Origin of the sequence: Cuniculiplasma thermophilum (genome assembly GCF_052315355.1) — an archaeon.
Taxonomy (GTDB): domain Archaea; phylum Thermoplasmatota; class Thermoplasmata; order Thermoplasmatales; family Thermoplasmataceae; genus Cuniculiplasma.
Window position 1 is genome coordinate 36,456 of sequence record NZ_JBLSDF010000006.1, and the last position, 14,089, is coordinate 50,544.

The following is a 14,089-nucleotide window of genomic DNA, read 5'->3' on the forward strand; positions in this document are numbered from 1 at the left end:
ATTTAATTACATCAGTTCATTTTTCATTTTTGCCCTTTGAGAAATAAAAATCTTCAACTGTAGGTTTCTCTGTCTTAAACAGCGTAACCTTGTAACCACTCTTGACCAATGAAGTATTTAAGTCTTCTACCTTTTCTTCTGAGCTGCAGGTAATTTCAAACCGGTTTCCTATTCTTCTTACATCACCCAGACTCTCCAGAAGTTCAAGTATGGTATCATCAGGATTTTTAACTTCCAGTGTAATTTTAATCAACTCTGACTTCTCCAGTGAATTCTTTGAAATGCTATCAACAATTCTGCCTTTCTCAATCATTATAACTTCATCGGCAACGCTTTCAAGTTCTTTCAATATATGGGAGGAAACAATTACTGTCTTCCCTTTATTCCTCTCATTTAATATGAATTCACTTATCATTCTTATGCCGTCTGGATCAAATCCATTGTAAGGCTCATCCATCAATATATTCGCAGGATCATTGAGGACGGCAAAGGCCAAGGAGACTCTTCTTCTTTGACCAAGTGAGAGTTTTCTCATAGTTTTATTCCACAAATTCTGATCAATGCCGAACCCTTTAAGAAGTTCTATGGCCTTTGTTTTCGCTTCAACAGAACCAAGACCTCGCAATACTCCAAAATATTCAAACTGATCTATGATCCTCCAATAACCATTTAATATGGAGGCATCGGGCATCCATCCCACTCTTATCAGTGCACTCTCCCTGTCCTTGATTATATCATAGTTATCAACCACAATAGAACCTTCAGACTGGGTATGCGAACCAGATAGCATTCTTATTAAGGTAGTTTTTCCAGCACCATTTGGCCCTACCAGACCATACACCTTTCCGCTCTCAAAGGTATAACTTATCTTCCTTACTCCTTCAGAACTTCTGCCATAGACCTTAGAGACACCATTGAGCTCTATCATTATTAATGATATAAAAGAAAACAATTAATATATTTCTTTTTTGAGATTTTCCAGGAGCTTAGATGGTATTTGAGCACTCTCGCTATAATTTTTATGTTTTGTAGATATAAATGCGTTTTTTGCACTTCTGAATTTTTCGGCATCTGCCATCGAAAACTTAACTCTCAAATATTGCAATGTGGATTCCAGAGTTTCCGTGGAACGGCCCTCCTCTGGTATACATTTTAGTTCTTGATCATCAAAGATAAAGAATACACTATCCTCGATGCCTACGAGCCTTGGCATTTCTTTCATTAATGTCTTTTCATCACTAATTTCTATGAACATCGTTATGCTAAACTCATTCTTTTCTGGAATCAGCTTGTTGTATGTTTCCAAAAGGTGCTCAGTTTCTTTCTCATCGTGTACATTCTCAACATATATCATCTCATTAATCTGATTAAGTATTGTCTCTCTGTTTTCAAATAAGAAGCTGAATGTTCTTGAATGCACTCTTCTCTCTTTCTTGATCTCGATTATTTTTGATCTTTCCTGTCCCAAAATTTTGGAATACTGTTCAGGGGTGTAAAGATCACCCCTTCTTATTATATCCATTATATCACTGCTTCTTTAACTCATCAAGTGTTTTCTGATATTTAGTGGCGTGTGATTTTTCGGCCTTTGAAAGAACCTCGAACCAATGTGCTATTTCATCAAATCCCTCTTCCCTTGCAACCTTTGCAAATCCAGGGTACATTTGGCTGTATTCGTAGGTTTCGCCTGCTATTGCAGATTTAAGGTTCTGTTCAGTTGTTCCTATGGGTTCCCCAGTAACTGGGTCTCCAACTGCCTGCAGGTACTTCAGATGACCGAAAGCATGGGCCGTTTCTCCGTCTGCTGTTGATCTGAAAACAGCTGATATTTCCTGCTGTCCCTCCTCATCTGCCTTCTGTGCAAAATACAGATATCTTCTGTTTGCTTGACTTTCCCCTGCAAAACCGGCCTTTAGATTCTCCAAGGTTTTACTATTTTTCAGTTCCATTTTTTCACCAAATCTTTATAGCTTTGGCATATATTTAATTTTCCTTTATGCATTATCATTTAATAATTATTCTAAATTAGCTCTACCTGATAGAATGGCATATATGGCTGTATAGGCTGGAACAACCTCACTTCCGTCGAGTTTAAAATTAATATTGTTAAGCCTTATTTCAAAGGGTCGTGTAACATTTATTTTAATCTCATCCTTTTTGAATTCTTCTGGAATAGCGTCATTTAGTGGTTCAAAATCCTTAAATCTATCTATTTCTACATTTACAACCTGGAATCCTGTTTTACCGTGAAGGCTGTATGGGAACCTTATGAGCCTGTGTATATCTGTGGAAACCGGTTCATCAATCTCACAGGCAAATTTTTCCTTCATCTGAATAATAATCTTATCCAGAAGGGATATTTCATCATTTATAAGTTTCTTATATTTTTCATGCCCTGGGGTTAATAAGATTCTCTTTCTCTCATCCTTTCTTTCGTTAGGATCATTTTGAAAGTACTGTCTGATTCTATTGCACAGTTTTTCATCCTTAATCGGATTTCCACCAGAAAGGATTTCTTTAAAATTTTCCACAAATGCATTATCAATCTCTGGAATCCATCCCTTACCGAAGAAATGCTCTTTGGAGACGACTTCAATTAATCCCTTTGCGGTGAGACCCTCACCTCTGACAAGATTTGATATTTCCCTTCTCTGATCTGAATTCATTGAATACATGGCGTCATTATTTACATGGACGTGATATCCTCTTCCACCAGAAAAGTAGAGGGATAAATTTGTTATGTCTATGTTCAGATATCCAATTAGAAATTTTTCGATAAGCCTCTCTGTGTGTTTTTTAACCTCAGACAAGATTTGGGCATAGCTCATCTTCTCTGCATCTTTTAAATGGTCAGCATCCAGATCAAATATGAGTTCTGCACCTAGCCATCCCTTGTCCTTCATACTTCTATTTCCAGGATGTTCGTATGTTGCAACAGAATGATAAAGGTGCCTTGGCACACGTTCCTTAAGAAAGGTCCTCAAGGCACTTCCGGATGGATCATCTTCTATCATAATGTGCCTAATCATTGTACCCTGAAATGGTATGTATCCAATTTCTCTCTTAGACAATTCATTAGCATGAACCCTTTTTTCAGATGTGTAGTATCTCCGAAATTGAGAGATTAAGAAATCTGTCTGATCCAATAAAGGAAAATGATACATATATTAATAAAATTTCCAATAAGGTTTCAATGAGTAAAAAGATAATCACCATAGGAATTTTGCTAATTTTGCTATCATCATCCATGTTAGTGTTATCACAACCTGTTAAGTCACAAATAAATGTGAACTATAAAAATTACTCAATTTCAAAAAATTATCAGAATTATAATTCGTCCGATTCATCAATTAACCCCTGGAATATTAATGCCAAGCCTTGCATAGAATATTTTCCAAGTGGTTCTTATCCAGCAGAAGAACCACCCTTTTTTGCATATCAGATAAGGCAGGCGTATAATATAACACCACTTGAAAATAAGGGCTATATGGGACAGGGGATGTCAGTGGCAATTGTTGATGCATTTGGCGATCCATATCTAAATTACGATATATCTTCCTTTAATGCATATGAAGGTCTACCCTCACTAAATATCTCCTTTGTTTATCCTTATAGTCTGCCATCCACCTACAATTTAAGTTGGGCCATTGAAACTGCGACCGACGTAGAGTGGTTTCATGCAATTGCTCCATACGCTAAAATATATCTGGTGATTGTGCCAAACGCTTCCGTTGGATATCTTCAGGCTGGTATAAATTATACCATACAGAACCTCTCTGTTAATGAAATTAGCCTGAGCTGGGGAATTCCAGAAACTGAGTTAGGGCAATCACTAGTGGACGTTTATAACGGGGTTTTCAGGATAGCAGCAGAGAAGGGAATAGGTGTTTTTGCCGCCTCTGGCGACGGTGGGGCCTTTGATGGAAAATCCACACCAACAGTAAATTTCCCTGCTGCTGATCCCTTTGTCACATCTGTTGGCGGGACATCACTTTACCTTATTGACGGGAAATATGGCCAGTATGCATGGTCAGGAAGTGGTGGAGGTTACAGTGTCTATTTTAACAGCCCAAATTACCAGGTTGCTCCTGGGTTTTCCGCCCCAAAATTAGGAGTACCGGATATGTCAATGGATGCAAATCCCAATGAAGGTGGTGTAAGGGTTTTTGCAGGAGCCGGATGTTATGTAATAGGAGGTACCAGTCTTGCAACCCCAATGTCAGCGGCATCAGCAATCCTGATATCACAGTATCTGCATAAGAATTTGGGATTTTTTGCCCCATATCTTTACAGAATAGCAAATACAGACCAGTATGGTAAGGCTATTGTGCCAGTTTCTGGTGGAAGCAACGGTTTCTATAAGGCAAACTCTCAGTGGAATCCAGTAACAGGTCTGGGTTCTCTGAACGTAGCCCGCCTATCCATAGATATAAAGAAACTCATAGGCAAATATGGGGCAGATGCCTATTATGGCATGTTAAAAAATGGAAATTTCAGCATTTCATCTTCACTCAATATTTCAATGAATAGCCTGGCGCAAAATGAAACGGAACAAACAGGGATAGGTATTTACAGCAATGTAACACATTCTCAGATAATTTCTGCTGGATTTAGGGAAAACAAGACTGGTGTCTATTTCTACAGTAGGGTGGGCAATAATTACAGTTTCGTCCCTGTTAATCACCAGAATGGATACTTGAATAATACCGTTTACATATTCCTCAACATAACTAATCTCAGAATCGTTGATGGAAAGATTTCAATGACATATTCCATATTTCCATACGATATTTACGGATCCATATACGATTCTTTCCTTCATCTCTATACTGGGAATTCTACTCTCCCTGAAGGTATCAATTCCACAATTTTCAATTATCAGGTTGTCACCGGAGGCACAAGATTAAATCAGAGTGGATCAGTTGGCAATTTTTCAATAGCCCCATTTTATCAAGCAAATTTGTCCATGGTTTCAGCAAAGTCGTATCACAAAAGAACAGTTTTTTACCCGTCCAATACGCCATCACCACTGGCTGTTCCAAATTTGCCAAATGCATTCACCATATCTCAGACCTACCCCTTAGAACTTAACTTCACTAATAAAACTCATTTTATCCTTAACGGAATATCCATCTATTCCAATAATTCATCCCTTAATTCCGGGGCTAAGTATAATTTGAAATATTATTGGAAAGGTAACCTTGAGGAATTTAATATAACTACACCATACTATGAAAGACAGTATCTTGGCGTAAATTATAATTCTTCTGCTTACTTCAAATCAAATTTTTCAGGTTTCCTCGATTATCTCTATCCATTGGAATTTTCTGGAAATTTAGATTTTTCAAGAGTTGGTCTTGTGAGTAACATCTCCCTGTCTTCTTATGGATTTTATGAGTTTTCAGGAAAGGTAACGGGAAAGGAAAGTTCAATACAAATGATCGAAAAGAATGTCAATATATCATTAAATATCTCTCCAGCTGATTCTAAGATATACTTGAGCGGTCAGAAGAAAATCCTTCAATATCCATTCAGGGAGTCGTTAACACCACAAAATTACGATCTCCAGATATCGTCCAGTGGATTTATAAGTGCAAATGCATCAATTAACCTTACTCCTGGAAATAACGTGGTATACGCCCCATTTGCGTTGCAAGGGGATGGGAAAGGCTATTTTGTGAATGGGACCATTACCAATGAATTTTATGATGCACTGGATAATCTCGTAATACCAATAAGAAATGTGTTAATTAAATACAATAATACAGATTATGCATACAGTGATGTCAATGGTCAGTTCAGTATATGGGTCCCATATGGGCAAGTAAACCTCTCTTTCTCAAATAGGTACTTTGATAAGTATTCCTATTCATTTAATGTCACAAAAAACAGTCAATTAAATATAACCCTATACCCGGAGGATAAGACATTAAGCAAATACCCTCCCACTGTAACAATCACAAGATTATTCCCAATTTTATTCTTCTCATCATACATTTCCTGGGCTACCAATATTGGAAAAGATATTGAGTATTTTGTGATCAATTATAAATCGTCTAATCAGAATAACTGGACCAAAATAATGATAAATTCAAACACAAGTACATATTCATTCATCAATGGTATTTATCCCTGGCTAAGTTACAAGGTTATGATAACCGCAGAATTGAAGGATAACGTAACCATAAATTCAACTGTTGCAGATTTATCTTATTCTGATCCAGCGTATCCATTGTTGAATTCTTTGATCTATCTCGGATTGTTCCTCTACATATATGTAATAATCAACTATTTCAAGAGAAGAAAGAAGAGAAAAGAGATGGAAAAATCTTTTTTCGAAGAATAGTATAATTTTTCAAGATCACAAATTATTTACTGTTACGTTAAAATTTTATTTCCTTCTATTGAAAGTTAAAAATTGTCTTTATTTATTATGAGATTCTCTAAAATGGGATAGTGGTAAGGGTCACTTAAATTATTCAAAATTATGAAAGGTATTATGTTTACACACTCACTCCAAATTAAACTGCACTCCCTGAGCCAGAGGTATGTCCTGACCATAGTTCTTTGTGACAGTCTGTCTTCTCATGTACGATTTCCACGCATCACTGCCGCTTTCTCTTCCTCCGCCAGTGTCTTTTTCTCCTCCAAAAGCTCCTCCAATTTCTGCACCGGCCGTTGATGTGTTTACGTTCGCAAGTCCGCAATCGGATCCCCTGACAGACAGGAAATATTCTTCTTCTCTAAGATCGGTTGTAAAAATTGCAGAAGATAAGCCCTGTGGTACATCATTGTGAATTTTCATTGCCTCTTCCATAGTTGAATATTTGAACATATATAGGATCGGAGCAAAAGTTTCTTCCTTTGTTATCTCCATGCCATATTTTGCCTCAATTATTGTTGGCATTACATAGTAACCCTTCTTTTTCTCTATTACCTTGTTTCCTGTAATTACCTTCCCTCCCTGTTCTATGGCTTTCTTTATGGCATTTTCGTAATTATTCACGGCCTCCTCATCGATCATAGGGCCAACAATAACTCCCTCCTCAAGGGGGTTTCCAGTTTTTGCTCTTTCGTAAATGTTCTTAAGTTTCTCCTTGAAATCGTCATAAATTTTTTCGTTTACAACCACTCTTCTTGTACTTGTGCATCTCTGTCCGGCTGTAGCAAGGGCTCCAAAGGCCACGCCTTTCAGGGCCACCTTCATATCAGATTTCTCACTAACAATTGCGCAGTTATTTCCTCCAAGTTCAAGGATGGTTTTACCCAGTCTTGAGGATACCTTCTCAGCGATATGTTTTCCGGTTTTGACTGAGCCTGTGAATGAGATTAATTTTACGGATTTGTCTTCTGCCATCAATTCCCCAATCTCTCTACCCCTACCATTAATAAGTGCAAAGATAGGTGGAATGTTCTCTTTGGTCATAATATCATCAAGCACTTTCATCACTGCTACTGAACTTAATGAGGCTTTGCTTGAAGGTTTCCAAACCACTGTGTCACCAACTGTAGCTGCTATAAATGCATTCCACGACCAAACAGAAGATGGAAAGTTGAACGCACTTATCACACCAATTACTCCGAGAGGAACATATTGTTCGTAAAGCCTATGGTGTGGCCTCTCACTTGCCATTGTCAATCCGTAAATCTGCCTTCCAAGACCTGTGGCAAAATACCCGATATCAATCATCTCCTGGATTTCACCCTGACCTTCTGTGGTAACCTTACCGACTTCAAGTGAAACAATTCTTCCCAGAAGTTCCTTTTTGTCCTTAATTCCGTCTGCCAGTGCCTTTATAGCGAGGGCTCTTTTCGGACCTGGTGTTTCTGACCACTCAATAAATTCCTTTTCCATGGTTTTTATTGCATTTCTGTACTGACTTTCTGAAGCGACTGATACTCTTCCAAGATAAGTACCATCGATCGGACTTTTAACTTCAATGGAACCCTCCTTATTGTATTTCTCCCATTTCCCATAGTAGACCCCTGAATTTTCTTCCGAGAGACCAAGTTTATCAAAGGTCTCATCCCTAATTTCCTTAATAGATCTCATACCCTCATATTTTCTGACCCTTATTATTCCTAACGGTACATTTTATAGGTCTCATTATGCATATGATTATAATTTAGCACATAGTTCAATATTTAAAAGTAATATTATTGGATATTTTCTAAAAATCAAATCCCTTCATATGTTTATTGAATAAGAATACATTACTTTCATTTTTCAAATTTAATGTCTTTTGAGTTAGGATCCGGCAAGGTTAAGGGATCCTTTTCTAATAAATTAAAGAAACAAAATAGACTATTTTTCGGTACACGTAATAAAGTCAGTCTTGCATTATCAAATATCTTAATAGAACCATTTATAGAATTATACAACAAGCGAATTATTACCAAACATTTATTTTTTTAAGTGATTTGATGGAATCAAGTAAATTAAACTTTATTTAATGTTTATTTTTTTGATTTCCTTTGGTTCATCCTGGGCCTTATTGAGGATCTTCTTTCCAAGGTCAAGGATCTCATCGGTTGCTCCCTTTATAAGGGACACTATATCCATCATGCCTTCCTTGACTTCCGGAAGTTCTATATCGATCTCAAAGTGAATCTTTCCATTTTTTCCTCCTATTGTTTTTTCTACCATCTATATCATCTCTATAATGAGTTTTCCTTTATTAAATTCTGCGCTCGACGGATTTAAATCTGCCATAGTCTGGGGAAGGAAAAATACTCTCCTCCAATTATCTATCTGCACAACCAGTTCACCGCCACGATTGTGAAGCTCCAGATTTTCCTTATTGGCGAAGGGAACTTTCATTTTGACATATTTTTTATTCCCATTAATTTCAAATTCTATGGGTGGTTCTATATTTGATAAGATTTCCCAAGGTTTATCCCTACCGTAAATTGTTTTTCCCATTATTTCCAGTTTTTTAGTCCCAGTTGGTTCCTCCTCACTCATAGGTACTTTGTATATTTTTATATCACCAAAAGCATCTTCCACTTCCTCTATAATTTGATTTTGAGATTTCCTCCATTTGAGAAGAAATTCACCGGTATCATCTGAGTAAATTTTGTTAATTACGAGCGCATCGACAGAATATCCGTACATCAATAGATATGTGTAAGCTCTTTTAGTCTCATTAAAGGACATAACATCTGGGTTGCAAACAAGCCTGATTGTTGTCTTGGAGCTATCTGATAGTATATCCTTTACATCCCTCATTTGGGAGTAGAGATCCTCAATGCTGGCGAAAACTGTGTCATCAGGGATAGGAAGTCCCAGCAAAGGTTTCATCAAAGGTCTCATTATCTTTGCTGTCTTTCTGCTTATGGGGAATAGTCTTTCCATATACCACGAAAAAGCCTCTGGAAAAGAAAGCAATTTCAAGGATTCACCTGTTGGGGCCGTATCCATTATTATTACGTCATAAGTACCTTCCAGGGCATATTGTCTTATGTAAAGCAGTTCAGAAGCTTCGTCAAAGCCTGGAAGAGTGGCTATCTCTTCAGCAGCAATTCCTTCCACCCCTTGAGATCTCATAAGGGAGGTAAGATAAAGCTTTAGTTTTTCCCAGTATTTTTTAATGGCTTCTGTTACACTTATTTCCTGAAGATAAAGGTTTTCAGCAAGTTTTTTCGGCTCTGACCCAATTTCCTTGTTAAAAGCATCCCTAAGACTGTGGGCGGGATCAGTAGAAATAATGAGAGTCTTCTTTCCCTCCTTAGCGCAAAGTAATCCTGTGGCTGCAGAAACACTTGTCTTTCCCACTCCACCTTTTCCGGTAAACAATATTATTCTCGTCATCTATATCCTAATCCTGCTAACTACGCTGTAAGCAATTTGAAGAAGCGTTTCTAAATCTGGTGTCCTTTTTGCAGATTTCATCGCTTTTATAGCTTCTTCAATATAATTTTTGGCAAGGCCTATGGAATAATCAACGGCACCGCAATTAACCAAAAACTGTTTTGCCTTTTCTATACTATCTGCGTCAGTCCTTTCTCCTTTTATCACATGTTTCAAATTGACAACATCCTCATTTTTACCCCTTTTGATTGCGTAAATCATAGGCAAAGTTAAGGCACTGTGCTTGAAATCAGTGAAAGGTTTCTTTCCTATGTTCTCCTCCTTTCCTATTATGTCTAGCACATCGTCAGTTATCTGGAAAGCCATCCCAACATTATATGCAAATTTAAACATATTTTCCTGCATTTCCTTGTCATTAGTCGCCACATATGCTGCTGACTTTGCCCCCGCTCCAAAGAAATAGGCAGTTTTATTGCTAATTATTTGAAAATATTCATTTTCTGTAATTTGCAGATTCCCAAGATTCCTCGATTCCATTATTTGCCCCTCTGCCAGTTTTCTTGCGGCTTTTGCCACAATCTCAGAGACTTCTTTTCCATAAGTAGCCCCAAGCCTGTAGGCCACTGAGAACAGAAAATCCCCTGTTACAATAGCATCTGGAATATTGTATTTAATATGTAATGCTGGGGACCCCCTTCTTTCATCGGCCTCATCAATTATATCATCATGAATGAGACTTGCAGAATGCATTATTTCGTAAGCAACAGCGAGATCCAATACCTTTTCAATGTCATAATCAGTAATTAGTTCATAGACAAGCAGTACTATTAATGGCCTGAGCCTTTTTCCACCTGATTTTAATGTGTAAAGAGACATCTCAGTCAGTTGAGGATTATCTGTTTGTAACACCTCCTCTATACGTTTATTTATGATGTCTAACTTCCCGCTTACGTCCATTTTAATATTCAAAACTTCTCCCATTAAATATCAGCGATACAGTAATCGGTAGGAAGCAATTTAAACTTTTTACCAGAATTTTTGATAAACTTAAATATCGTTACAATTCACTTACGCCCTTCAAAAGGCATTGAGGACACACACAATCAGAGGAAACAGTTTTTAGATATCCAAGATATTCCTTAGTTATTTTGACTTTTGAACACCAGCAAGAAAATATGCCGTCGTGGCATTGAAATTCGCTTCCGCAAAGAAAACAAATCTTCTCTATGAAAACCACCAAATCAAATAATATAAAAAGGCAATGAAAAATTTTTGCCCAGTATATTGTTATTTTTTTACTTTTCGAGTGTTATTTCAATCGATGAAACGTTTGTTTCTCCCCTTTCACCTTCGACTTTTTCTGTCTCAATGTTTATTTTTGAATATTTGATATCCTGTACGAATTTGTTTTTCGTAATTTCCGCAATATCCACCGCCTTGCTTATAGACTTGCCTCTTGCTTTTATGACGATCCTGTCAACGTTATTGTTGAACTGGGTCACTATCGCAAGCACATAATTCATTGTTGGTTTTTTGCCGACGTATATGATATTCTCTTCTGCCATTGTAATCACTTAACCAGCAAATTAAAAGATTCTATTTAACCATATCTCTTATGTTGACAAATGATTTTCTCAAGGCTCTCTACTTCAGTCTTATGAGCGTTTCTGTGTTCCTTATTCCCGTTACAGATCTTATTATATCCAAGTTGTCGTTCAATGTTTCAAGATCTATGTATTCGAAGACTATTGCAATATCATTTTTGCCTGATACCTCGTAAATTTTTTCGAATTTCTTGCGTATCTGTTGCAATATGGAATTCATATAGGCAGGTTCACATCTTGCAAGGATGATTGCTTCCTTTTTTCCATCGTTAATCTCTATGGTGAATCGTTTTATAACATGTTCTTCAACAAGTCTCTGTATTCTCCTCCTAACTGTCCCCTCTGTGGTGTTAAGTTTCCTCGCGATCTCCACATTGCTTATGCGGGAGTTCTCTTTTAGTAGCGTTAATATGGCATTATCTTTATCGTCTATTCGGATTCCCTTAGCGGTAAATCGTTCCATCTGATCCCTTCCCGCCTTTTGAGTGGTCCTTCTTAATCAGTTCCTTTGGTACCTGGTTAAGTCTTATTATATTGGTTGTCTGTACCACATAAACGGGTAGGCCAGTATTTGGATCATTTCCGTTCTTAAATATTCCAACTATTTCCATCTTGATTTGAAGAACCGAGCCATCTTCAAGCTTTACCTTAACCCACTTTGGTTCATCTTCAACTTCAAAATTGACTATTTCTGCATTATCCGGGATCCCATTTGGAAATACCATATTTCAATATGCGTTATATCTATATAAAAAGATACGAACAAAATACTCATAAAGAAAGATATTTTATTTATTAAACACTAATCCCCCTGAAGGCGAGGGTTACTGAGCTTGGTCAAAGGTGCAGGACTTAAGATCCTGTCTCGCAGGAGTTCGTGGGTTCAAATCCCTCCCCTCGCATTTTCGTTTTAAAAGGAATCATTGCCCTAAAGAATGGCTGAAATGTTCCGACTACATTATAAATTATAAGTAATTCAATATCTTTAAAGCCAATATTCAATAGATTCATTCAAACTAATAGAATGGAAAAAGTGGATTAGGGGTGCTCATCTTTATGTTGCTAATCGGACTTACAATGTCCATCTTCCAAAGTTCTCTCTTTCTTATTCTCATGGGCAATTAAAAATCCTTAAATTAATTGCTTATACTTTTCTTGGAATAAAACCACATTTTCAATTTTTCTCATTTTTGCCCTTTGGCTGGCACATTTCTATATTATTGTCAAAATTTTAGGGTGATAATTCTTCCATTCTTATTATTGTAAAAAAATCTATAATCCCAGAATTAAGATAAAACCAATTGACAATGGCTTATGATTTTATCATTTTTACCTGCTTTCTCATTAATTCCTCATATTGTTCCTTAGCCTGAATGCTGTAAAAGCAAATGCAGATTTCATCGGGATTGTTAAGAATATCCAGTATGGCCTCCCCACCAAAATTCTCCATATTTCCAGATTCTGAATGAATTGTCAGTAATTGTTCATCGCTGATTTCAATATTGAATTTTATGCTTTTCGAAGTTCCAAGCACTATGCAATTCCTAAGTTCTCTTGCTTTATTCTTTATGTAAGGTATTGCTGTAGCCCCACTGAGATAGGTCTTTTCCAGTAAAAACTCCCTCCCCTCTTCCTTATAATTGATCAGTCTCATCATTTCAGGTAATCTCTGGGAAAGATGTTTCTTAAATATATGTTCAGGGGTTAAACTGAAATTTTCACCCATTATTTTATCAAAGAATCCGAGGCTTGTTTCAAGTGTCCAGTTCAATTCAATGGACGTCTCAATACCCATTGGTTTTAATTTAATGCCTATCTTCATCTTTACCTCATTATCCATACTTTTGCATTCATACTCTATGTTATTATTTTTAACAAGGGGGCCATCAAGAGTCCCATAATATGTACCGCCCTTTGATTGCTCAACATCTGGTGAAAATATTATGTCCCATTTTTTGTCTGTAATATTTTTTAGTACTGCAATATGAGCCATTGGGTTGAAAAATAACCAGGGGTTACAAACATATTCAGTCACCACTGGTGGAGGGAGAGGCAATGTCAATTGAAAGTTATATTCATTCTTCATAGGATGAAATATGATAGATTGTAATAAACATTTTGTAAAAAATTTTAGTACATTGTATCCTGAACTCCCGTGGTTTTACCACCACGATATCTTATCAAGAGCCTCAAGGATATCCTTCTGCTTCCTAGTCCTCTCAAGTTCCACAAGATTTCCACTCTGGTCTTCTATCACATGCAGTTTCTCAAGTTCTAGGAGCATCCTCTCTAAAGAATACTTCTTCATGAGACCTGATGAGATCATTCCCCTCATGAGTGCATTTCTTATGACCAGTGAGAGAAAGAACACAAATATGGTTCCACGAATTGTGGATTCCTTCCTCTTCCTCATGGGAAATATGTCCAGATCCGTTTTCAATGTGCGAAATGCCTTCTCTATGGAATCACGATCCCTGTATACGGACAGACATTCCAGCGGGGAATAATCCCCGCTGTATACAAGTAAAAACTTCCCCATCCTGTTCTCTGCAGCAGAGATGGCATTGTTCCTTGCCCTTGTTGTTATTCTGCCATTATCGATCCTCCATGTGAAATATCTCCTGTAATGAGATGCAATCACATCGATTGTTTCCGCAACACCTTGTCTTGGCTG

General features: G+C 37.1%; 15 protein-coding genes and 1 tRNA gene. 2 read left to right on the forward strand and 14 right to left on the reverse strand.

Annotated elements, in window-relative coordinates; all coding sequences use genetic code 11:
* Positions 1-16 precede the first annotated feature (16 nt).
* From ACNF42_RS01755 to priS, 4 genes are all read right to left on the reverse strand, one after another.
* Entirely contained in the window at positions 17-928 is a 912-nt protein-coding gene (locus ACNF42_RS01755) for an ABC transporter ATP-binding protein (RefSeq protein ID WP_443338242.1), read from the reverse strand.
* Positions 929-952: 24 nt separating this feature from the next.
* Positions 953-1,522: a DUF3501 family protein gene (locus ACNF42_RS01760; protein ID WP_443338245.1), complete on the reverse strand. Its 570-nt coding sequence runs from the start codon at positions 1,520-1,522 to the stop codon at positions 953-955.
* A 4-nt stretch (positions 1,523-1,526) separates the two neighbouring features.
* Positions 1,527-1,949 carry a rubrerythrin family protein gene (locus tag ACNF42_RS01765; protein ID WP_443338247.1) on the reverse strand — a complete coding sequence of 141 codons (423 nt, stop codon included), beginning with the start codon at positions 1,947-1,949 and terminating at the stop codon, positions 1,527-1,529.
* 66 nt (positions 1,950-2,015) lie between these two features.
* A complete protein-coding gene (gene priS / locus ACNF42_RS01770) occupies positions 2,016-3,146 on the reverse strand; it encodes a DNA primase catalytic subunit PriS (protein WP_443338249.1) in 1,131 nt (376 codons plus the stop codon).
* Between the two features lie 47 nt (positions 3,147-3,193).
* Between priS and ACNF42_RS01775 the strand changes: the two genes are divergently transcribed.
* On the forward strand, positions 3,194-6,346 hold the full coding sequence (locus ACNF42_RS01775) for a S53 family peptidase (RefSeq protein WP_443338252.1): 3,153 nt from the start codon (positions 3,194-3,196) through the stop codon (positions 6,344-6,346).
* A 165-nt stretch (positions 6,347-6,511) separates the two neighbouring features.
* Here the strand turns inward: ACNF42_RS01775 and ACNF42_RS01780 are convergent, their stop codons facing one another.
* From ACNF42_RS01780 to ACNF42_RS01815, 8 genes are all read right to left on the reverse strand, one after another.
* Positions 6,512-8,053, reverse strand: a complete 1,542-nt coding sequence (locus ACNF42_RS01780; protein WP_443338255.1) for an aldehyde dehydrogenase family protein — start codon at positions 8,051-8,053, stop codon at positions 6,512-6,514.
* Positions 8,054-8,446: 393 nt separating this feature from the next.
* Positions 8,447-8,647 (reverse strand): hypothetical protein, encoded by a 201-nt coding sequence (locus ACNF42_RS01785; RefSeq protein ID WP_443338258.1) that lies wholly within the window; start codon positions 8,645-8,647, stop codon positions 8,447-8,449.
* Positions 8,648-9,811 carry an ArsA family ATPase gene (locus tag ACNF42_RS01790; RefSeq protein ID WP_443338261.1) on the reverse strand — a complete coding sequence of 388 codons (1,164 nt, stop codon included), beginning with the start codon at positions 9,809-9,811 and terminating at the stop codon, positions 8,648-8,650. It abuts the gene before it with no gap.
* On the reverse strand, positions 9,812-10,780 hold the full coding sequence (locus ACNF42_RS01795; protein ID WP_443338263.1) for a polyprenyl synthetase family protein: 969 nt from the start codon (positions 10,778-10,780) through the stop codon (positions 9,812-9,814).
* An 88-nt stretch (positions 10,781-10,868) separates the two neighbouring features.
* Positions 10,869-11,048: a cysteine-rich CWC family protein gene (locus ACNF42_RS01800; protein ID WP_443338265.1), complete on the reverse strand. Its 180-nt coding sequence runs from the start codon at positions 11,046-11,048 to the stop codon at positions 10,869-10,871.
* Positions 11,049-11,106: 58 nt separating this feature from the next.
* Positions 11,107-11,376 (reverse strand): DNA-binding protein Alba, encoded by a 270-nt coding sequence (gene albA / locus ACNF42_RS01805; protein ID WP_443338267.1) that lies wholly within the window; start codon positions 11,374-11,376, stop codon positions 11,107-11,109.
* Between the two features lie 79 nt (positions 11,377-11,455).
* Positions 11,456-11,878, reverse strand: a complete 423-nt coding sequence (locus ACNF42_RS01810) for an Lrp/AsnC family transcriptional regulator (RefSeq protein ID WP_443338269.1) — start codon at positions 11,876-11,878, stop codon at positions 11,456-11,458.
* Positions 11,859-12,140: a hypothetical protein gene (locus ACNF42_RS01815; protein ID WP_443338271.1), complete on the reverse strand. Its 282-nt coding sequence runs from the start codon at positions 12,138-12,140 to the stop codon at positions 11,859-11,861. The genes ACNF42_RS01810 and ACNF42_RS01815 overlap by 20 nt, the downstream gene beginning before the upstream one ends.
* A 92-nt stretch (positions 12,141-12,232) precedes the next feature.
* On the opposite strand from ACNF42_RS01815, the gene ACNF42_RS01820 reads away from it, so the two are divergent.
* Positions 12,233-12,317: transfer RNA gene (locus tag ACNF42_RS01820), tRNA-Leu, on the forward strand.
* A gap of 410 nt (positions 12,318-12,727) precedes the next feature.
* Here ACNF42_RS01820 and ACNF42_RS01825 read toward each other — a convergent pair.
* Complete coding sequence (locus tag ACNF42_RS01825) at positions 12,728-13,501, reverse strand: hypothetical protein (RefSeq protein WP_443338273.1); 774 nt, start codon at positions 13,499-13,501, stop codon at positions 12,728-12,730.
* Positions 13,502-13,576: 75 nt separating this feature from the next.
* The coding region (locus tag ACNF42_RS01830; protein ID WP_443338276.1) for an IS1634 family transposase at positions 13,577-14,089 on the reverse strand (513 nt) is incomplete at its 5' end.